Raw genomic sequence first — 20,689 nt, forward strand, 5'->3', positions numbered from 1 at the left:
GATGGTGAAATGGTATGGAGCAGGTTCATCTGCTGATCAAAAACGCAAAGGTATTTAATTCCTATCTTAAGAAATTCATATCTGCCAATGTTGCGGTGAAAGATGGAAAATTTTATTACATAGACAGAAAACAGGATACGGATCTTCAGACTGACAATGTGATCGATGCAAAGGGATCATACATGATTCCAGGACTGACAGATATTCACATGCATATTGAGAGTTCTATGGCCACACCGGCTTTTTTTGGAAAATGTGCAGGAGAAAATGGTGTGACGACGGTGGTTTCAGAGCCTCACGAAATGGCCAATGTCAAAGGGATCCGAGGGATTCTGGAAATGATCTCGGCGGCAAAGAATGCACCTATTGATATTTTTTACGGGATTCCAAGCAGCGTTCCGTCAACCAGTGAAAAGCTGGAAACAACAGGCGGGATCATTGACTGCAGTGCAATGAAGCATCTGCTGGAAGAAAAAGATGTGGTATGTGTAGGCGAAATCATGAATTACCGGCAGATCATCCGGGAAAATGATCTGGAGATCAGCCGGTTTCTGGAATATCTGAAAAAAGATCATCCGGGATATGTGATCGAGGGACACTGTCCGTCATTACTGGATCTGGATCTTGCAAAGTTTCTTTATCTGGGTATTAATGGTGATCATACAGAACATACTCTTGAGGAAGTAAAGCAGCGGATCGAAAACGGAATGTTTTTTGAGATCCAGGATAAAATGCTGAAACCGGAAATCCTGGAATATATCTGCCAGAACCAGCTCTACGAGTATTGTTCCTTTGTAACAGATGATACTATGGCAGATGTTTTGTATGAGCAGGGACCGCTGAATGCAGTGGTACAGAAAGCGATCGATATGGGATTTCCGATGGAACAGGCAATCTACTGTGCCACATATACACCGTGTCAGCGGATGCATTTTTATGACAGAGGAGCTATCGCACCGGGAAAACTTGCGGACTTTATGCTGCTTAAAGATCCGTCCGTTCTTAAACCGGAAGCTGTATTCAAAAATGGTGTTCCGATTTATGCAAAGGATGAACCGCAGTTGCCGCTGTCTGCTTCCACATATGAATTTCCGGCAGATTTTTACCGGAGTGTACAGCTTCCGGATATTTTTCTGAAGGATTTTCAGGTGAATGCTCCTTTTCAGGAAGGATATGCAACGGTTCGTGTGATAGAGATCAATCCGGATCGTACCCATACTACTGAAAAACTGGTGGAAATGCCGGTGAAAGCCGGAAAGATCTGCTGGGAAAACAGCGGATGTCTTCTGGCTATGGTGGTGGAACGTCATGGGAAGAACGGAAATATCGGCTATGGATTTCTTACAGGCTCCTGCTTGAAAAAGGGAACTGTGGCAACAACATATTTTCATGATCATCATAATCTCTTTGTGGCAGGAAGCTCTCCGGATGATATGTTATTTGCTGTAAACAGGATCCGGGAACTGCAGGGGGGATTTCTGACAGTAAAAGATGGAAGGATCCTTTCTGAACTTGCACTTCCGGTATGTGGGCTTTTATCCGAAAAATCAATCAGGGAGAATGGCCTTGCATTGAAGGCGGTAAGAAAAAGCCTTACAGATCTGGGATATGTGCATAATAATCCGATCATGTCAGTGGCAACACTTGGATTACCGGTAAGCCCGGCACTGAAGCTGACTGATAAGGGACTGGTGGATGTAAAAAAAGGAGAAATTGTTCCGCTGATCGTAAACACAAAGAAAAATAAATAACGTTGTTCTTATTGCAGCAATATAAGCCGGACGTGAGTAGCGGAAGGCGGCATAATAAGGCATAATAATCAGATATCGTTGTAAAAAATCTGCATTTTTCAATCTTATGATTGGAATCTGCAGATTTTTTGTTATAGAGAAAAAACAAAAATCATGGTAAAATAAAAATGCAGGACAAAAAAGGTTAGATCAGGAGAAAACGTATGAAAAAGAATCACTTTGAATTAAAAAATTATGTTATGGCAACCGGCGTTTTTATCTTGGCGGTTATAGCAGGGATTCTTATTTTTTTCGAGTGTGTGCAGAGGGCTGTACAGGTGAATTCTCAGAATACATTGAAGATAAATGTGCAGAGACAAAGTGAACATTTGCGGACGATACTGGATATTAATTATCAATATCTGAATGAGATTGCCTCTGCAATGGGAAAATCAGAAGAACTTTTTTCAGAAGAAAATAAAGAACAACTGATATCTATTTATGAAAAGACAGACCTGGAGAGGGCTGCTCTTATTGATAAGAATGGAGATGCATACTACGACAATGGAGTAACCAAGAATGTTTCTCATCGCAGATATTTTCAGGAGGCTATCAGTGGAGAGCAGACCATCAGCGATCCCCTGGAAAGCAGTGTGGACAATAAGGTGCGGGTGGTTTTAGGTGTGCCGGTATACAAAGACCATAAAGTGATCGGTGTGTTGGGCGGATCCTGTAATGTTACAGCGCTGAGCCATATGCTTTTTAATGATCTTTTTGATGGAGCGGGAAACAGTCTTCTGGCCACAAGTGATGGAGAGATCATTGCCTTTGACAGTGGTTCGGCGTCTGGTACGGAGATCACATATGGAATCAATCTTTTTAAATATTACGGAGAAAAAAATCTCAAAGGAAAGCATGCTCTTCAGGATATTCAGGAAGATTTTAAAGTTGGCGAAAGTGGTCTGGTGAAGTTTAGTCTCAAAGAGAGAAAAGAAGAGGACCGGTATCTGGCATATATGCCTCTTGGATACAATGACTGGATGATCTGTTATGCAATTCCTGTAAAAAGTGCACAGCAGGCTTATGAATTCATTTCTGGTTATGAAATCCTATTTATGGGAAGCTTCTGTATTCTGGTGCTGCTCCTGCTCCTGTATATTGTTGTAAGAAATAATCAGGAGAAAGCGGAATTGGTACGTTCTGCCCAGAAGGATGCGCTTACAGGCGTTTATAACAGAGAGAATACGCAGAAGGTGATCGATGCTATTCTGAGAGAAAAAGCTCCGGAAGGCTTTCATGGCTTCCTGATCCTGGATATGGATCATTTTAAAGAAGTGAATGATGTTTACGGACATGTCATGGGAGATAATGTATTAAAAATGCTGGGAGGTTTTCTTAAAGAGCAGTTCCGGGAACAGGATGTGATCGGGCGTATCGGCGGGGATGAGTTTGTGATCCTGCTCTGTAATATCGGTTCACGGGAAAATATGGAGAGCAGAATAAAAAAACTTCATGAAAAGCTCAGGGAGATCCGTATGGAAGGCATGGGAGAGCATACATTTACTTTTAGTGCAGGAATTGCTTTTGCACCACAGGATGGAGATACCTTTATGGAACTGTATCAAAAAGCAGATTTTGCCCTTTATCAGGTAAAACGCTCCGGAAGGGATGGCTACCGGATCTATAAATAACAATAAAAAAGACAGAAGATATCCTGAAGAGAAAAAAGGAAATCTTCTGTCTTCTTTTTGTATAAATTGGAATGGGAAGCTTTGATGTCCTTAGGCTTCCGGAATTTTTTGAATGATCGTTCTGTTTATGACAACCAGGAAAGCTACGGACACGATCAGAGAAATGATCTCCGCAATGGGGAAAGACCACCATACTGCGTGAAGTCCGCCGATGGAAGCAAGGATATAAGCAGCAGGTACCAGGACAAACAGCTGACGCATGATAGATACGATCATACTGAATACAGCTTTTCCGAGTGCCTGGAATACAGTTCCCGCAATGATACAGAACCATGCGATCAGATAGTGGATTCCTATGATACGAAGTGCAGGGATTCCGATGGTAAGCATATCTTCGGAAGCACTGAACAGCCCCAGCAGTGTTTTCGGAATAAATTCAAAGGCAAGAAAACCAATGAATGTAAAACAGAATGCGATGAACATGCTGACTTTGACAGTTTTAAGCATACGCTTTCTGTGGCGTGCACCATAATTATAGGCAATGATCGGTGTAATGCCGTTGTTAAGTCCAAATACAGGCATGAAGAAAAAACTCTGCAATTTGAAGTAAACACCAAATACTGCAGTTGCAGTGACTGTAAACTGTACCAGGATCAGATTCATGCAGTAGGTCATGATAGAACTGATGGACTGCATGATGATCGATGGAATACCTACTGCATAAATATGGCCGATGATCTTAAGGTCAGGACGGAAGCCCCTGAAGCTGAGCCGGACTTCATGATTAAATTTATGGTTGCAGATTCCTGCAACGATGCAGGCTACACACTGTCCGATCACAGTAGCTACAGCAGCTCCGGTAACACCCATTTTCGGAGCACCGAACAGACCAAAGATCAGGATCGGGTCAAGGATGATGTTGGTGATGGCACCGCACAGCTGAGAAGTCATGCTGAATATGGTTTTTCCTGTGGATGTGAGCAGACGTTCAAAGAAAAACTGTCCAAGCAGACCAAAGGAGAATATCATAACTGTGCTCAGATATTCAATCCCAAATTTAAGGATCTCAGGGTCTGCGTTATGTACCTGGCTGGCATAAAATGGTTTTACTACTGTAAATCCAAGGATCAGGAAAACCAGATAGCTTAAGCCATACAGGAAAGCAGCATTGCTGGCTGTCCGATCAGCTTTTTCAAAATTCTTTTCTCCAAGGGATTTGGAAAGCAGTGCGTTCATACCCACACCGGTACCTGCACCTACTGCGATCAGAAGTGTCTGCAGTGGAAAAGCCATGGAAACTGCCGTCAGAGCATTTTCGGAAAGCATGGCAACGAAAACACTGTCTACAATATTGTACAATGCCTGCACCAGCATGGAGATCATCATTGGCAGAGACATGTTTAGTACAAGCCTTCCTACGGGCATGGTCCCCATTTTGTTTTCTGCTATGGGAGCAGATGTACTTTTTTGATTCATATTTCCTCCATTTTGTATTTTGTAGTTTTTGACCTAATTATACATATTAGCATGAAAATATGAGGGATTCAAGAAAAGAATATCCTTCTGACATTATTATAAATGGTTCATACTATAAGTATTTAAACGATTTTGATAGTTGACATGAATTTTCAGATATGCTATGCTTATGGAGATTTTGAAGGACAAGAAAGAGTCTTTTCAAAGCAATTATTTTGGACCACTCCATTTTGGGGTCAAGGCCATACGGACAGCCGGGTCCACTGCCGCTGATGGTAACTTTGGTTGCCTTATTGATTGAGTTAGAAGCTCAAATTTTATAAGTTGGTTCCTTTGATAACCGTCATGCGCCTGTTGCGCAGACTTGTGAAACGGTCAATAAGAGTAGTAAAAGTATGATTGCTATATAGACTCTGACATATATCATCCGGATTCTGATCTCATGTAAATATGGGGATTCTCATATTTATATGCGATGAAAATAAAATCAGGAAGAATGATCTAAGCAGGTTTACGGTTTTGTATCGGCCTGCTTTTTTTGTGCGGATAAAGGAACTGGAAATGGAGAAGCAATGAACAGAAGTCGTTTTAAACTGGACCAGAATCATGCGCCAATTCATGAAGCTCTGGAAAAATTCCTGCGTATGAGAGTAGTACCTTTCGATGTGCCGGGACATAAAAGAGGAAGAGGAAATCCGGAGCTTACAGAATTTCTGGGACAAAAATGTGTAGGTGTGGATGTAAACAGCATGAAGCCGCTTGATAATCTCTGTCATCCCGTATCTGTGATCCGTGAGGCGGAAGAGCTGGCAGCAGATGCCTTTGGAGCAGCTCATGCATTTCTTATGGTTGGAGGAACTACAAGCTCAGTGCAGACTATGGTGCTAACTGCCTGTAAGAGGGGAGATGAGATCATTCTTCCACGAAATGTCCACAGAAGTGTGCTGAATGCGCTGGTTCTGTGCGGAGCAATCCCGGTCTATGTGAATCCGGAGGTGGATCAGAGACTTGGAATTTCTCTTGGAATGCGACGTGAACAGGTGGCAAAGGCAATTAAGGAGCACCCAAATGCGGTGGCTGTGCTGGTGAACAATCCCACCTATTATGGAATCTGCAGTGATCTTCGCGCAATTGTACGCATGGCTCATGAAGCAGGAATGCTGTGTCTGGCAGATGAGGCACATGGAACCCATTTTTATTTTGGCGGAGGTCTGCCGGTTTCGGCAATGGCAGCTGGTGCAGATATGGCGTCTGTATCTATGCATAAAAGCGGCGGAAGCCTGACCCAGTCCAGCCTTCTTCTTACAGGACCAGGTGTTCATGCCGGTTATGTCCGTCAGATCATCAATCTGACTCAGACTACTTCAGGCAGCTATCTTCTGATGTCAAGTCTTGACATTTCGCGCCGGAATCTTGCACAGCGAGGACGCCAGATTTTTCATCAGGTAGCAGATATGGCAGAGTATGCAAGGGAAGAGATCAATGCTATTGGCGGCTATTACGCATTTGGAAAAGAACTGGTGAATGGAGATTCGGTTTTTGATTTTGACATTACGAAATTAAGTGTACATACCCTGGATATCGGACTTGCAGGGATTGAGGTTTACGATATACTGAGAGATGAATATGATATTCAGATCGAATTTGGTGATATCGGAAATATTCTGGCCTATCTGTCGATCGGAGATCGTGTCCAGGAAATAGAGCGGCTGGTAAGTGCTCTTGCGGAGATCCGCAGGCGATTCCAGAAGGATAAATCAGGATTGCTGGATCAGGAATATATCGATCCTCAGGTAGTGACAAGTCCTCAGGAAGCTTTTTATGCAGAAAAATGCAGCCTTCCTCTCAGAGAAACCGAAGGCAAAGTATGCAGCGAGTTTGTAATGTGTTATCCTCCGGGAATCCCGATTTTGGCTCCGGGGGAACGAATCACTCCGGAAATCCTGGATTATATTGAATATGCTAAGGCAAAAGGATGCAATATGACAGGCCCTGAAGATCCGGATATATTGCGTTTAAATGTACTGGCAGGGAGGTAAAGAAAATGGAAATGTGGTTTTCGGAATTTCATACACCGGATGTGAAGCATAGTATCCGGGTAAACCGTCAGCTTTATTCAAAGCAGAGTGACTATCAGAGAATTGATATTTTTGAGACACCGGAATTTGGCAGGGTGCTCACACTGGACGGTAATGTAATGCTCACAGAGCGTGACGAATTTATTTATGACGAAATGATCACGCATGTACCTATGGCTATTCACAAAGAAGCTAAAGATATTCTTGTGATCGGAGCAGGAGACGGCGGAGTTGTACGTGAACTGACCAGGTATGACCGTGTCAGCCATATTGATCTGGTAGAGATGGATCCTATGGTAGTAGAAGCCTGTCGCGCATATCTTCCGGGAAATGCCTGCAGGCTGGATGACAGGAGAGTGCACCTTCATTACGAAAATGCGTTGAAATATATACGCCGCTGCGAAAATAAATATGATCTTATTATTGTAGATTCCTCGGATCCCTTTGGCCCATCGGAGGGATTATTTACCCGTGAATTTTACGGAAACTGCTATAATGCGCTGAAGGCGGATGGAATCATGGTTAATCAGCAGGGAAGTCCTTTTTATTCCGAGGATGCGCATGCCATGCAGCGCAGTCACAAAAGAATTGCCAGTACTTTCCAGATCAGCCGTGTTTACCAGGCTCATATTCCTACCTTTGCTGCCGGCTACTGGCTGTTTGGCTTTGCAAGTAAAAAATATCATCCTGTGGATGACCTGGATTCGAAGGCATGGAATTCACTGAATCTTCGCACCCGTTACTATACTACAAGGCTTCACAAAGGTGCATTTTATCTTCCGGCTTTTCTGGAGGAAATGCTTCAGGAGGTGGAGGACTGATTTATGATCTTACCAAATATTGAAAATTTTATCGGTTGTGACAGCAGCTTTGAGGAAGCAGAAATTGTTCTTTACGGAGCTCCCTTTGATTCGACCACAAGCTTTCGTCCGGGAGCCAGGTTCGGTCCTTCTGCCATTCGTCATGAAAGCTTTGGACTGGAAACCTACAGCCCTTATCAGGATCGTGACCTTATGGATATCCGGGTATTTGACAGTGGAGATCTAGAGCTTTGCTTCGGCAGCAGTGAAAAGGCGCTTGCTGATATACAGGATCGTGCAGAGGAAATCCTGAAAGAGGGAAAAATGCCGCTGCTTCTGGGGGGAGAGCATCTGGTGACACTGGCTGCTGTGAGAGCTGTCGCCGGGAGATATCCGGGACTTCATATTATTCATTTTGATGCGCACGCAGATTTAAGAGACGATTATCTTGGAGCCCATTTAAGTCATGCGTGTGTTATCCGCAGATGCTATGATATTCTGGGAGATGGGCGGATACATCAGTTTTGTATCCGAAGCGGGGAAAGAGAAGAATTCCGGTTTGCAAAAGAGCATACAGATTTTCATCCCTTTACTTTTGAAGGCCTGGAAGAAACCGTACAGGAATTGGCCAGGAAGCAGGTTCCGGTATATTTTACCATTGATCTGGACTGTCTGGATCCATCTGTATTTCCGGGAACCGGTACACCGGAGGCAGGAGGCGTAAGCTTCCTTGAATTGCTCGCTGCTATCCGGAAGGTATCAGAATTAAATATTGTGGGAGCAGATGTCAATGAGCTGGCACCTATGCTGGATCCAAGCGGTGTTTCCACAGCTACAGCATGTAAAGTGGTCAGGGAACTGCTGCTGGCGGTGGCAAAATAAAAACAGTTACGAGAATTGAGTATAAAAAAGGAGACAAAAAACATGAGCAGAGTACTTGTAATCGGCTGCGGCGGAGTAGCCAGTGTAGCAATTCAGAAGTGTTGTCAGGCAGATACTGTATTTACAGAACTGTGTATAGCAAGCAGGACAAAAGAAAAATGTGATGCACTTGCCCGGAAACTGGAAGGAAAAACAAAAACAGTTATTACCACCGCAAAGGTGGATGCGGATGATGTAAACCAGCTGATCCAGCTGATCAATAGTTACAAACCGGATCTGGTAATGAACATTGCGCTTCCGTACCAGGATCTGACCATCATGGATGCATGTCTGGCATGTGGTGTAAACTATATGGATACGGCAAACTATGAGCCGGAGGATACGGATGATCCCAAATGGCGTGCTATTTACGAAAAACGCTGCAAGGAAGCGGGATTTTCCGCATATTTTGATTATTCCTGGCAGTGGGCATACCGGAAGAAATTTGAAGAGGCAGGACTTACAGCACTTCTTGGCTGCGGCTTTGACCCGGGTGTTACCCAGGCATATTGTGCATATGCATTAAAGCATGAGTTTGACCAGATCGATACCATTGATATTCTGGACTGCAATGGAGGAGACCACGGATATGCATTTGCAACCAACTTTAATCCGGAAATCAATCTTCGTGAGGTAAGTGCGCCCGGAAGCTACTGGGAGAATGGACACTGGGTGGAAATTCCTCCGATGGCGATCAAGCGGGAATATGATTTTGATCAGGTCGGCGATAAAGATATGTATCTTCTGCATCATGAGGAGATCGAGTCCCTTGCCCAGACAATTCCGGGTGTAAAGAGAATTCGTTTCTTTATGACCTTCGGACAGAGCTATCTGGATCACATGCGCTGTCTGGAGGATGTGGGAATGCTTTCTACTACTCCGATCAACTATAATGGACAGGAAATCGTTCCTATCCAGTTTTTGAAGGCTCTTCTCCCGGATCCGGCCAGCCTGGGTCCACGTACTAAGGGAAAAACTAATATTGGCTGCATTTTCACCGGGGTAAAGGATGGAAAAGAGAAAACCTATTATATTTACAATGTTTGTGACCACCAGGAATGTTATAAAGAGGTTGGAAGTCAGGCAATCAGCTATACGACAGGCGTTCCGGCTATGTGCGGAGCATTAATGATGCTTACCGGAAAATGGATCCGCCCGGGAGTGTACACAGTAGAAGAATTTGACCCGGATCCGTTCCTGGAAGCACTTGACAAATATGGACTTCCACGCAGCGAAAATCATGATCCGGAGCTGGTGGATTAATGGAAAGAACAGATACAAGACCACCCTTTGCAGCGTCCGGCGGAATTATTCCGCCGGAGCTGCGGAAGATCAAAACACCTTGTTATGTTCTCGACGAAGCGGCGCTTATAAAAAATGCAGAATTAATGGGGAATATTGCCAAGAGAACAGGCTGCAAAATGCTCCTGGCACAGAAGGCTTTCAGTAATTATGACTGCTATCATCTTTTGGAACCATATTTGACAGGAACAGAAGCAAGCGGACTGTACGAAGCCAGGCTTGGTGCCCAGGAGATGCCCGGAAAAGAGGTACATGTATTTTGCGCCGGATATCGTGAGGATGAATTTGAGGAGCTGCTTAGCTTTGCAGATCATATAGTGTTTAACTCTCCTTCTCAGCTTCTTCGCTTTGGAAAAAGAGTGAAGGAGGCCGGGAAAAGTGCAGGGCTTCGGATCAATCCGGAATGCTCTACCCAGGAGGGACATGCTATTTATGATCCCTGTGCCCCAGGCAGCCGCATGGGTACCACAAGGGCACAGTGGGAGACTGCTGTGAGAAAGCATCCGGAGCTGATCGGATTATTGGATGGTATTCATTTTCACACCCTTTGTGAGCAGGACTCTTCTGATCTGGAAACTACTCTTACAGCAGTAAAGACGAAATTCGGAGATCTGATTTCTCAGATGAAATGGCTGAACCTGGGAGGTGGACATCATATTACAAGACCAGGCTATGATATTGCACGGCTTGAGAAGTGCATCAGCGCAGCAAAGGAAGAATGGAAAGTAGATGTTTATCTGGAGCCCGGAGAGGCATGGGCCTTAAATGCAGGATTTTTTTTGACAACTGTTCTGGATGTGCTGCAAAATGGTGATACCCGGCTTGCAATTTTGGATGGAAGTGCTGCCTGTCATATGCCGGATGTTCTGGAAATGCCTTATCGTCCTCCTCTTCTTGGAGCAGATGAACCGGGAGAAAATGCAGTCACAATCCGGCTCGGAGGACCAACCTGCCTGTCAGGAGATATCATAGGAGATTACAGCTTTTCAGAGCCGTTGAAGTATGGAGACATTCTCATGTTTGGTGATATGGCCATTTATACAACCTGCAAGAACAATACCTTTAATGGAATGCCTTTGCCTGATATATGGCTGAGACATGGCGATAAAACCATGGAACGTCTTACTGATTTTGGGTATGAAGATTTTAAAGGCAGACTTGGACGCTGCAGGAAATAAGAGCAGTTTTTTTGAAAAATAATATTGACAGGTTTAATGAAAAATGGGAGGGAGATTCAAAAATGAGCAAAAACGAAGGAAAAGGGTTAAAGTCTTTTAACAAGGGATTCCAAGTGCCTGATACCTACATTATCATCTTTTTTGTAGTTGTTTTCGCAGCACTTATGACATTTCTTGTACCAAAGGGATTTTACGAAACACAGGATATTTCATATATGATCAATGGTGTTGAGAAAACCCGTACAGTAATCAAAGACGGAAGTTTCCAGTATCTGACAGATGATACAGGAAATGTAGTAACAGAAGGAGTAGCACTCTTTAGTGGAGATGGTGGAACAGGATTTTTTAACTATATGTATAACGGAATCGTAAATAGTTCTGCAATCGAGATTATCGCATTTCTTATGGTAGTAGGTGGTGCATTCGGTATCATGATCCGTACAGGTGCGATTGAATCCGGATTGATCGGATTGATCCGTAAGGCAGAGGGAGCAGAAAAACTACTGATTCCGATACTTTTCGTACTGTTTTCTCTTGGTGGAGCAGTTTTCGGGATGGGAGAAGAAGCGCTTCCGTTTACTATGATTCTTTGTCCGTTGTTTGTAGCAGTTGGATATGATTCAGTTATCGCAGTTCTTGTTACTTATGTTGCAACACAGATTGGTTTTGGTTCATCTTGGATGAATCCATTCTCTGTAGGTATTGCACAGGGTATTGCAGGTATTGACGTATTCTCCGGAGCAGGATTCCGTATGGTAATGTGGGTAGTATTTACAGCACTCGGCTGTGGAATGACTATGTTCTATGCATCAAAGATCAAAAAGACTCCGACAATCTCAATCGCATATAAGACTGATTCATATTTCCGTGAGCAGAATGAAAAAACAGGAATTGACGAAGGACATTCATTTGGTCTTGGACACATTTTAGTTCTTCTGACACTGGCTGCTACAGTAGTATGGGTAGTTTGGGGAGTTATGACTCAAGGATACTACATGCCGGAGATTGCTACACAGTTCTTTATTATGGGAATTGTTTCCGGTGTGATCGGAGTTATCTTTAAACTGAACGATATGAAACTAAATGATATTGCAATATCATTCAAAGATGGAGCAAAAGATCTGATTGGTGCTGCACTTGTTGTTGCTATGGCACAGGGTATTATGCAGGTTCTTGGTGGATCTGATCCGACCACACCTACAGTTATCAATACAATTATGTATAATATTTCAAATGCATTGTCTGGAGTTTCCGGAGCGGTTGCAGCAGTACTTATGTATCTGTTCCAGTCCGTATTTAACTTCTTTGTTGTATCCGGAACAGGACAGGCTGCGATCACAATGCCGATCATGGCTCCACTGTCAGACCTGTTAGGTGTTTCACGACAGACAGCTGTAGTTGCATTCCAGCTTGGTGATGCATTTACAAATCTGATTGTTCCTACATCCGGATGTCTGATCGGATCTCTTGCAATTGCAAAGATCGAGTGGTCTAACTGGATTAAATTCATGTGGAAATTCCTTGGCGTCTTAATGATTGGTGCAATCATTACAGTTCTTATTGCAGTTGGGATTGGATTCTAAAACATGCATTGGATAATTGGGAGTGATTTATGATGAAATTAATTCAGAATATTGATGTTTATGCTCCACAGCATCTGGGGAAAAAAGATGTACTTATGATCAATGATAAGATTGTTAAGATTAAAGATGCAGGTTCTATATCCGCAGACGGATTTCTTTCTGAGGCAGAAATGATCAATGGAGAGGGGTTACTTTTAACTCCGGGATTCATTGATAGTCATGTTCATGTACTCGGAGGCGGTGGCGAAGGTGGATTCGCCAATCGTACTCCGGAAGCAACTATGGAAGGACTTACGAAGTTTGGAGTAACAACAGTTGTTGGCTGCCTTGGAACAGATGGAATCGGTCGTGATATATGTGCACTGGTTGCAAAGACAAAAGGATTGAATGAGCAGGGAATATCTGCATACTGTTATACAGGCAGTTATCAGATTCCGGTTCGTACGTTGACTGACAGTATTGTGAAAGATATTATGATGATTCAGGAAATCATTGGAACTGGAGAAATCGCAATCTCTGATCATCGGTCTTCACAGCCGACTTTTGAGGAATTTGTACGTGTCGTTGCGGATACAAGACTTGGTGGTGTTCTTTCCGGGAAAGCTGGTATTGTAAATGTTCATCTTGGTGACAGTCCGAGATGCTTAGATCTTATTGAACGGGTGGTAGATGAGACAGAGATACCGACTTCTCAAATACTGCCAACACATATCAATCGAAATGAGCTGCTTTTCTGCAAGTCAATGGAATATGCGCTGAAAGGCGGAGCAGTAGATTTTACCGGAAATGAAGATATTGACTATTGGGAAACTATCTGTGATGAGGTACGAGTATGTAATGGTATCAAACGGATGTTAGATGCAGGAGTAAATCCTAACCGCATGACAATTTCTTCTGATGGACAGGGAAGCCTTCCGATGTACAGTAGTGATGGCGAATTCCTTGGAATGGGCGTTGGACAGTCCAGCTGCCTTCTGAAGGAAGTTAAAGAGTGTGTGTTTAAAGCGGATATCCCGTTGGAAATTGCACTTTCAACAATAACATCCAATCCGGCAGAAATCCTTCGCCTTAATGGAAAAGGAAAGATTGAAGAGGGCTATGATGCGGATCTTTGTATCCTGGATCAGGACCTGCAGCTTGTTGAGGTAATAGCAAGAGGTAAAACAGTGTATACAAAATAGAATTAGAAATATCCGGTATAAGAACAGATGTGTTCCGTACCGGATATTTTACTAGCATATATTCTAATAGATGGGGGCAAAATAATGCTGACTTATACATATGTTTCAAAGGGAAAATTTGAACTGATGGAAAAACCGAAACCAGTGCTCATGCATGAACGAGATGCCATTGTAAAGGTGACACTGGCCAGCATCTGTTCCAGTGACCTGCATATTAAACACGGAAGTGTTCCGCGTGCAGTCCCGGGAATTACAGTTGGCCATGAGATGGTAGGTATTGTTGAGGCAGTCGGTTCTAAGGTGACGCATGTAAAACCGGGAGACCGGGTGACTGTAAATGTAGAAACCTTTTGCGGAGAGTGTTTTTTCTGTAAGAAAGGATATGTAAACAATTGTACCGACAAGAATGGTGGCTGGGCACTTGGCTGTCGTATCGATGGGGGACAGGCAGAATATGTCCGGGTTCCTTTTGCAGATCAGGGATTGAATAAAATCCCGGAAGGTGTTACGGACAGACAGGCTTTACTGGTAGGAGATGTTCTTGCTACTGGTTATTGGGCAGCACGTATTTCTGAAATCACAGAGGAAGATACTGTACTGATCATTGGAGCCGGTCCAACAGGAATATGTACTTTACTTAGTGTTATGCTGAAAAATCCAGCGAAGATCATTATATGTGAAAAGGACGAGACACGTATTCGCTTTATTAATGAGCATTATCCGGAGACTCTTACTGTTTCACCGGAAGACTGTAAAGAGTTTGTTAAGACTAATAGTGAGCATGGTGGAGCTGATGCAGTCCTTGAAGTTGCCGGAGCAGAATCGACATTTAAACTGGCGTGGGAATGTGCCCGACCAAATGCAATCGTGACAGTGGTTGCGCTTTACGATAAAGCGCAGATGTTACCACTCCCAGATATGTATGGTAAAAATCTTACTTTTAAAACAGGTGGAGTGGATGGCTGCGATTGCGAAGAAACTCTGAAGCTGATATCAGAAGGTAAGATCAACACGGAACCGCTGATTACGCATACCTATCCGTTAAACAGGATTGAAGAGGCATATGAATTGTTCGAAAATAAGAGAGATGGTGTGATTAAAGTAGCAGTGGAATGCTGAGAAACAGGTACGGGAGGCTGAACAATAGTAAGTTTATTACAAGTAATTTTACCTGTGATCATAATGCTTATTATTGGGATGATCTGCAGAGAGAAAAAACTGATCCGCCCAGAGGGAATTGAAGGACTTCAGGCATTGGTTATGAATTTTACACTTCCAATCTCATTGTTTTATACTTTTTATCGGGCAAGTATTAAAGCAGATACTGTGATATTTCCGGTTACCTTCTTCGTAGTGACCGCAGGTGGGATTTTTGCAGGAAGGCTGCTTTGTAAACTTGTAAAAGAAAAAGATGTCTATTTTCCCTTTACACTGACAGGATATGAGGCTGGAATGCTGGGATATGCTTTGTTTGGTATTCTGCTTGGAAATGATAAGAGCACGCAGTTTGCAATAACTTGCTTAATATTGCCCCATTTTGCCAAGCTGGCAGCTAAAACACACATTTCACAAATCCCCGAAATCCATTGCAAAACAGGGCATTTCCGGGCAAATCAAGGAGAAATAAAACAATGATAAAAATATTTTTCATCTGCCACGGCAGAACTCCATGACTACTCGCAATCCTCGGAATAATGGGGCAAACTGGGGCATAATTTGGCGTCCGCCGGGGGTGAGACTACCAGGAGACTACAAATAAACGACTTTAAATTCGGGAATGTAGGGGCAATCGTTAATCGGGTATATATTGTATGCACCCCTTGCTGATAATCGTTAATCTGGTTCTACCAGGTGACTACTACACTTCAAAATTAAAAGTTTTCTTTCCATAATTATGGATTTGTTCTCTTGCACCGCCCATGTGGAAACTGTGTGCCTCTTGAGCAACCGAAAACCAGATACCACGGTAAAACTCAGCGTGGATATGGATGATTACTACCGTATTAAAGATGGTAAAGAGCCTAAATAAAACCGAATAATACACTGAAACAAAGCAAGACAGAAGCTGTTGATGCGTTAGAAGATAACGTGTCAGCGGCTTTTTCTTTTTATCTAAAAATCTATTAGTCAAGTCTGAAAGGAGTCAATTCTATGGCAAAGAAAAATGTAAGAAATATGAAGGTTTGTGGACAGAGCGGTTATAAATATGAGACAGTTCCGGCGATTACATTAAAAGGAAAGTGGCTGGAAGAACTGGGCTTTCATCTTGGGGATTATGTGCAGGTGAAATGTGAAAATGATCAGCTGATTATCACGCCGGATGTGAATAAAGCACAGGAGCAGGAAGCAAAGACAGCATTTATGGATGAGAAGATTAAGAAACTGAAAATCAGATACCAGAATGAAAAAGAAGAAATTACTGCAAAATATGTGGCAAAGCAGAGTACCGGCTGTTATGGAAAGAAAGCATGAGAGGGGGAGAAAGTATGGCAAGAATTATCATGTGCGGATCATTTAAAGGGGGAGTTGGCAAGACTGCCAGCTCCTGGAACCTGGCTTATTCACTGGCGAGATGGGAAAAAGGATTTATCTGTGCTGGAAAAGAGTATCGGGGACGGGGATCCGGAAAAGTCTTCCCTGGATCTGTTTTCCCTTGAGATGTTTGAGAACATTGCGTATGTGATGGCGAAGCATGCGGATCCGTCTATTCCGGATAATCCGGAGGAATGGCTGGATGAATTTAATACATTCAGTATTTATCAGGTTCTGCCGAAGCTGATTGAACTGTGGGGAATGAACATTAAGACAGATGTTGAGGCTAAAAAAAACTTCATGCAACAGACCGTGAAATGACAACTCCCCTGTTTCTTCTCCGGTGTGTGCAGCTGGGGATTTCCATCCGGGATCTGGATCTGCTGACTATCGGGATGGTGAATGATATATTTGTGGAGAGCAGGAACGATGAGTACAAAGGGTGGAGAAAGGTTGCCACACAGGAGGATTTCGACAGGTTCTGATCTGATGAAATGTGGTGACAGGATGATTCAGAAAGGGTATAATGGGTTTTATCAAATCAATATTTACTGAATTAAGTTAATCGTGCCATATGGCTTGATTATAAATACAAAGATAAAAACGCAATGTACATTAAAAATGTATTAGAGCTGGTAGGTAGCCCAGCCGTCCTATGTAAATAGGGTAAGTAACCTGCCCCTCCGGGTTGTCCATTCTTTGTTCATTTTATTTTAGGAGGGATTCTTATGGACAAAGTAAATGGAAAACTGACGGTATATTTTGAAGAACCATTTTGGGTAGGCGTATTTGAGCGTATTGAAGATGGTAAACTATCTGTGGCGAAGGCAACATTTGGTGCAGAACCAAAAGATTACGAAGTACAGGAATATATTCAAAAATACTATTTCAGTTTGAAATTCAGTCCGGCTGTTGAAACTATTGTAAAGGATATCAAAAGAAATCCGAAACGGATGCAGCGAGAAGCAAAAAAGCAGATGCTGGAAACCGGCATTGGTACAAAATCGCAGCAGGTATTGAAATTACAGCAGGAACAGAACAAACAGGAGCATAAAGAGAGAAGCCGCAAGAAAAAAGAGGCGGAAGAACAGCGAATGTTTGAATTGAAACAGCAAAAGAAAAGAGAAAAGCATAAGGGACATTAAAGTCCCTTGGGCTTTTCCTCAAATCGGAAGTTAAGGAGGGCATTTATATGAAATTAGCAGATTTAGCTACGGGTCCAGACTGGATAATATGGACTGTCTTTGTGGTATTTGCTGTACTTTCTATAATTTTACTTTCTGGGCACGGAAGTTGGTTTATTTCTGGATACAATATGGCTTCAAAAGAAGAAAAGGAAAAGTATGATGAAAAGAAGTTATGCAGAACAACGGGAATTGGAATGTCTATTATAGCAATTCTTATGTTAATTATGGGTTTGTTTGAAAACTTTCTTTCTGCATTTTTTATATATATTGCAGTGGGAATCATTATGGTTGATGTCGTGGTGATTATCATTTTGGGAAATACGCTATGCAGAAAGTAACAACTTAAGTTTAAGGAGGTAGTTATGGCTTTTGATTTTAAGAAAGAATATAAAGAGTTTTATATGCCTAAAAATAAACCAGCGATTGTAACAGTCCCAAAAGCAAATTATATTGCAGTCAGAGGAAAGGGTAATCCAAACGAAGAAGGCGGGGCATATCAGCAGGCAATTAGTGTATTATATGCGGTTGCATATACTTTGAGAATGAGTTACAAGACAGATTATAAAATTGCAGGATTTTTTGAATATGTAGTTCCACCACTTGAAGGATTCTGGTGGCAGGAAAATATACATGGTGTAAATTATGCAGATAAAGATTCATTTAATTGGATTTCAGTTATCCGCCTGCCTGATTTTGTGAATCAAAAAGATTTTGAATGGGCTGTTGAAACAGCAGCTAAAAAGAAAAAAATAGACTGTTCATCGGCAGAGTTTTTGACTATTAATGAGGGATTGTGTGTTCAAATAATGCACTTGGGGGCATTTGATGATGAACCTGCAACTGTTGCACTTATGGATGCTTATTTGGAGCAGAATGGATATGTTAATGATATGAATATGGAAAGATTACATCATGAAATATATCTGTCTGATGCAAGAAAGGTTGCCCCAGAAAAATGGAAAACGGTCATTAGGCATCCTATAAAGAAATTGTAAACTTCCAGTTTTGTTGATAAAAAAATGAAGACGATAATGAAAGCATTTGTCAGGGATGGCAGGTGCTTTTTTTGTGCCCGGAGTGATCCGGGTATTTTTGTGCCTTTTTTATGGGACTTAGGGGGTGAGCCGTATGGCAGGGAACAGAATCAGGGGGATCACTGTCGAGATTGGCGGCGATACCACGAAATTGCAGACTGCCCTGAAAGGGGTTAATACGGAGATCAGGAATACGCAGAGCCAGCTGAAAGATGTGGAGAAGCTTCTGAAGCTGGATCCGGGGAATACGGAGCTGATCGCACAGAAGCACAGGCTGCTGGCACAGGCGGTTTCTGAGACCAGGGAGAAGCTAGAAACTTTGAAGACTGCACAGCAGCAGGCGGATGAGGCACTGCGGAACGGAACGATTTCCCAGGATCAGTATGATGCCCTGCAGAGGGAAATCGTTGAGACGGAACAGAGACTACGGAGTCTGGAAGAGCAGGCGAACCAGTCTGCGACTGCTTTGCAGAAAATCGGGGCGACCGGTGAGAAGCTGCAGACAGTTGGAAACAAGATTTCTTCTGTGGGACAGAAGCTGCTTCCAGTGACGGGAGTGGTGACAGGGCTTGGAACGGCGGCGGTGAAAACTGCCGCTGATTTTGACTCTGCAATGAGTAAGGTGGCGGCTGTGTCCGGGGCAACGGGATCTGATTTTGACAGCCTCCGGGACAAGGCCAGGGAGATGGGTGCCAAGACAAAGTTCTCTGCGACTGAGGCGGCAGATGCCATGAATTATATGGCAATGGCCGGATGGAAGACGGAGGATATGCTGTCCGGTATTGAGGGTGTCATGTACCTGGCTGCGGCATCCGGGGAAGATCTGGCAACGACTTCTGATATTGTGACGGATGCGCTGACAGCTTTTGGGCTGACTGCAGCGGATTCGGGACATTTTGCAGATGTGCTGGCGGCTGCTTCCAGTAATGCCAATACCAATGTGTCCATGATGGGCGAGACGTTCAAGTATTGTGCGCCGGTTGCGGGGGCGCTGGGATTTTCGGTTGAGGATACGGCAGAAGCAATCGGTCTGATGGGCAATGCCGGTATCAAGGCTTCCCAGGCCGGTACTTCCATGCGTTCCATCATGACGAACCTGACCGGGGATGTGAAGCTGTCAGGGTATGCGAAGAAGGATAAGATCAGTGTGCAGTATTTTGATGTGGAGACAGCGGAACTGAAACTGGCAGAGATGTATGTGACGGGGTATAAGGCGAAGCTGAAAAAGGATACCAGTTATAAGGGATTGTGGACGGTTAGTTTTACGTTGAAGGAGATGTAGGGAGATGGTATAATGGGAGCATCAAATCGGAATTTATAAAGGAGAATATTGATGAAACTATTTTTATGTTCGCATTTTTCAAGTGTAGGAAGTCTGATAAAGGAAGAAATTGAAAATAAGAAAGTCGCATTTATTCCAACAGCTTCGCTGCGTGAAGGCTACACCGGTTATGTCGGCTCGGCTCGAAAATTATTCAAAAAGTTGGGAGCAATCGTAACTGAAATTGATATTTCAACGGAGGCTTATTCAACGATACAGTCTGTTTTTGAAGATGCAGATGTGATATATTTTACCGGCGGAAATTCTTTTTTTCTTATGGACCGACTCCGTAAAACGGGAACTGATGGGCTGCTGAAAAAGGAATTGGCAAATGGAAAATTGATGATCGGCGAGTCGGCAGGCGCAATTATATGCGCTCCAAGCATCCAATATATCCAGCAAATGGATGAAAAGCCGGAGGACTACTCACAAGAAGATGATGCAGGGCTTGATTTGATTGATTTCTATGTTCTTCCGCATTATCTTACAGCACCATTTAAGAAAGTTACCGAGAAAATAATGACTGAGTTTTCGGATTTGAATCTATGCCCAATTAACAACCGTCAGGGAATTGTAATTGACGGTGAAGGTTCAAAGGTTATTTGCAAAGACTAATTTGAAAATTCCAGTTGTGCGCCCAGCTAAGGGTGTGTAGTCAAGCCGGTGGGATTCCGG

The 20,689-nt window shown here is 43.2% G+C and carries 19 protein-coding genes and 1 pseudogene; 19 read left to right on the plus strand and 1 reads right to left on the minus strand.

Annotated elements, in window-relative coordinates:
- Positions 1 to 14 precede the first annotated feature (14 nt).
- Positions 15 to 1,751 (plus strand): adenine deaminase C-terminal domain-containing protein, encoded by a 1,737-nt coding sequence (locus NE638_RS09345; RefSeq protein ID WP_173746075.1) that lies wholly within the window; start codon positions 15 to 17, stop codon positions 1,749 to 1,751.
- A gap of 203 nt (positions 1,752 to 1,954) precedes the next feature.
- On the plus strand, positions 1,955 to 3,421 hold the full coding sequence (locus NE638_RS09350; protein ID WP_173746076.1) for a sensor domain-containing diguanylate cyclase: 1,467 nt from the start codon (positions 1,955 to 1,957) through the stop codon (positions 3,419 to 3,421).
- 90 nt (positions 3,422 to 3,511) lie between these two features.
- On the opposite strand, the gene NE638_RS09355 is transcribed toward NE638_RS09350, so the two are convergent.
- The gene (locus NE638_RS09355) at positions 3,512 to 4,897 is read right to left on the minus strand and encodes an MATE family efflux transporter (RefSeq protein ID WP_092070385.1); all 1,386 of its coding nucleotides are present in this window, start codon (positions 4,895 to 4,897) and stop codon (positions 3,512 to 3,514) included.
- A gap of 572 nt (positions 4,898 to 5,469) precedes the next feature.
- Here NE638_RS09355 and NE638_RS09360 point away from each other — a divergent pair.
- The 17 genes and pseudogenes from NE638_RS09360 to NE638_RS09440 all read left to right on the plus strand — a co-directional run bounded on the left by NE638_RS09360 (position 5,470) and on the right by NE638_RS09440 (position 20,629).
- Positions 5,470 to 6,936, plus strand: coding sequence for an aminotransferase class I/II-fold pyridoxal phosphate-dependent enzyme (locus NE638_RS09360; protein ID WP_021650664.1), 1,467 nt, complete (start codon positions 5,470 to 5,472; stop codon positions 6,934 to 6,936).
- A 5-nt stretch (positions 6,937 to 6,941) separates the two neighbouring features.
- A complete protein-coding gene (speE, locus tag NE638_RS09365; RefSeq protein WP_015524485.1) occupies positions 6,942 to 7,796 on the plus strand; it encodes a polyamine aminopropyltransferase in 855 nt (284 codons plus the stop codon).
- Between the two features lie 3 nt (positions 7,797 to 7,799).
- Complete coding sequence (speB, locus tag NE638_RS09370; protein ID WP_015524486.1) at positions 7,800 to 8,657, plus strand: agmatinase; 858 nt, start codon at positions 7,800 to 7,802, stop codon at positions 8,655 to 8,657.
- Between the two features lie 42 nt (positions 8,658 to 8,699).
- Entirely contained in the window at positions 8,700 to 9,959 is a 1,260-nt protein-coding gene (locus NE638_RS09375) for a saccharopine dehydrogenase family protein (RefSeq protein ID WP_022426348.1), read from the plus strand.
- Positions 9,959 to 11,176 (plus strand): carboxynorspermidine decarboxylase, encoded by a 1,218-nt coding sequence (locus tag NE638_RS09380; RefSeq protein ID WP_021650662.1) that lies wholly within the window; start codon positions 9,959 to 9,961, stop codon positions 11,174 to 11,176. The genes NE638_RS09375 and NE638_RS09380 overlap by 1 nt, the downstream gene beginning before the upstream one ends.
- A gap of 62 nt (positions 11,177 to 11,238) precedes the next feature.
- Positions 11,239 to 12,759 carry a putative basic amino acid antiporter YfcC gene (gene yfcC / locus NE638_RS09385; protein WP_021650661.1) on the plus strand — a complete coding sequence of 507 codons (1,521 nt, stop codon included), beginning with the start codon at positions 11,239 to 11,241 and terminating at the stop codon, positions 12,757 to 12,759.
- 32 nt (positions 12,760 to 12,791) lie between these two features.
- Positions 12,792 to 13,940 carry a beta-aspartyl-peptidase gene (gene iadA / locus NE638_RS09390; protein ID WP_173746081.1) on the plus strand — a complete coding sequence of 383 codons (1,149 nt, stop codon included), beginning with the start codon at positions 12,792 to 12,794 and terminating at the stop codon, positions 13,938 to 13,940.
- Between the two features lie 84 nt (positions 13,941 to 14,024).
- Positions 14,025 to 15,059, plus strand: coding sequence for an alcohol dehydrogenase (locus NE638_RS09395; protein WP_202031297.1), 1,035 nt, complete (start codon positions 14,025 to 14,027; stop codon positions 15,057 to 15,059).
- A 54-nt stretch (positions 15,060 to 15,113) separates the two neighbouring features.
- A complete protein-coding gene (locus NE638_RS09400) occupies positions 15,114 to 15,575 on the plus strand; it encodes a hypothetical protein (protein ID WP_330603428.1) in 462 nt (153 codons plus the stop codon).
- A 516-nt stretch (positions 15,576 to 16,091) separates the two neighbouring features.
- Entirely contained in the window at positions 16,092 to 16,412 is a 321-nt protein-coding gene (locus NE638_RS09405; protein WP_173746079.1) for a SymE family type I addiction module toxin, read from the plus strand.
- Positions 16,413 to 16,466: 54 nt separating this feature from the next.
- Positions 16,467 to 16,793: a hypothetical protein gene (locus NE638_RS09410; RefSeq protein WP_244094820.1), complete on the plus strand. Its 327-nt coding sequence runs from the start codon at positions 16,467 to 16,469 to the stop codon at positions 16,791 to 16,793.
- A complete protein-coding gene (locus tag NE638_RS09415) occupies positions 16,790 to 16,957 on the plus strand; it encodes a hypothetical protein (RefSeq protein ID WP_173733889.1) in 168 nt (55 codons plus the stop codon). Before NE638_RS09410 ends, NE638_RS09415 begins: the two co-directional genes overlap by 4 nt.
- 243 nt (positions 16,958 to 17,200) lie before the next feature.
- Positions 17,201 to 17,617: a YjdF family protein gene (locus NE638_RS09420; RefSeq protein WP_173733890.1), complete on the plus strand. Its 417-nt coding sequence runs from the start codon at positions 17,201 to 17,203 to the stop codon at positions 17,615 to 17,617.
- A gap of 47 nt (positions 17,618 to 17,664) precedes the next feature.
- Entirely contained in the window at positions 17,665 to 17,997 is a 333-nt protein-coding gene (locus tag NE638_RS09425; protein WP_021651670.1) for a DUF3784 domain-containing protein, read from the plus strand.
- Between the two features lie 24 nt (positions 17,998 to 18,021).
- Positions 18,022 to 18,654 (plus strand): GyrI-like domain-containing protein, encoded by a 633-nt coding sequence (locus NE638_RS09430; protein WP_021651671.1) that lies wholly within the window; start codon positions 18,022 to 18,024, stop codon positions 18,652 to 18,654.
- A 133-nt stretch (positions 18,655 to 18,787) separates the two neighbouring features.
- Positions 18,788 to 19,822: pseudogene (locus NE638_RS09435) on the plus strand (phage tail tape measure protein); the annotation flags it as partial.
- A gap of 204 nt (positions 19,823 to 20,026) precedes the next feature.
- Entirely contained in the window at positions 20,027 to 20,629 is a 603-nt protein-coding gene (locus tag NE638_RS09440; protein WP_021651673.1) for a Type 1 glutamine amidotransferase-like domain-containing protein, read from the plus strand.
- Positions 20,630 to 20,689: the final 60 nt, after the last annotated feature.

The organism is Blautia sp. MSK.18.38, assembly GCF_024460535.1.
In the GTDB taxonomy this organism is placed as follows: domain Bacteria; phylum Bacillota; class Clostridia; order Lachnospirales; family Lachnospiraceae; genus Blautia_A; species Blautia_A fusiformis.

Excerpts from the sequence above, each read along its gene's own strand:
- NE638_RS09345 (WP_173746075.1), top strand. The coding sequence starts at position 15 with ATGGAGCAGGTTCATCTGCTGATCAAAAACGCAAAGGTATTTAATTCC.
- NE638_RS09350 (WP_173746076.1), top strand. The coding sequence starts at position 1,955 with ATGAAAAAGAATCACTTTGAATTAAAAAATTATGTTATGGCAACCGGC.
- NE638_RS09355 (WP_092070385.1), bottom strand. The coding sequence starts at position 4,897 with ATGAATCAAAAAAGTACATCTGCTCCCATAGCAGAAAACAAAATGGGG.
- NE638_RS09360 (WP_021650664.1), top strand. The coding sequence starts at position 5,470 with ATGAACAGAAGTCGTTTTAAACTGGACCAGAATCATGCGCCAATTCAT.
- speE (WP_015524485.1), top strand. The coding sequence starts at position 6,942 with ATGGAAATGTGGTTTTCGGAATTTCATACACCGGATGTGAAGCATAGT.
- speB (WP_015524486.1), top strand. The coding sequence starts at position 7,800 with ATGATCTTACCAAATATTGAAAATTTTATCGGTTGTGACAGCAGCTTT.
- NE638_RS09375 (WP_022426348.1), top strand. The coding sequence starts at position 8,700 with ATGAGCAGAGTACTTGTAATCGGCTGCGGCGGAGTAGCCAGTGTAGCA.
- NE638_RS09380 (WP_021650662.1), top strand. The coding sequence starts at position 9,959 with ATGGAAAGAACAGATACAAGACCACCCTTTGCAGCGTCCGGCGGAATT.
- yfcC (WP_021650661.1), top strand. The coding sequence starts at position 11,239 with ATGAGCAAAAACGAAGGAAAAGGGTTAAAGTCTTTTAACAAGGGATTC.
- iadA (WP_173746081.1), top strand. The coding sequence starts at position 12,792 with ATGAAATTAATTCAGAATATTGATGTTTATGCTCCACAGCATCTGGGG.
- NE638_RS09395 (WP_202031297.1), top strand. The coding sequence starts at position 14,025 with ATGCTGACTTATACATATGTTTCAAAGGGAAAATTTGAACTGATGGAA.
- NE638_RS09405 (WP_173746079.1), top strand. The coding sequence starts at position 16,092 with ATGGCAAAGAAAAATGTAAGAAATATGAAGGTTTGTGGACAGAGCGGT.
- NE638_RS09415 (WP_173733889.1), top strand. The coding sequence starts at position 16,790 with ATGACAACTCCCCTGTTTCTTCTCCGGTGTGTGCAGCTGGGGATTTCC.
- NE638_RS09420 (WP_173733890.1), top strand. The coding sequence starts at position 17,201 with ATGGACAAAGTAAATGGAAAACTGACGGTATATTTTGAAGAACCATTT.
- NE638_RS09425 (WP_021651670.1), top strand. The coding sequence starts at position 17,665 with ATGAAATTAGCAGATTTAGCTACGGGTCCAGACTGGATAATATGGACT.
- NE638_RS09430 (WP_021651671.1), top strand. The coding sequence starts at position 18,022 with ATGGCTTTTGATTTTAAGAAAGAATATAAAGAGTTTTATATGCCTAAA.
- NE638_RS09440 (WP_021651673.1), top strand. The coding sequence starts at position 20,027 with ATGAAACTATTTTTATGTTCGCATTTTTCAAGTGTAGGAAGTCTGATA.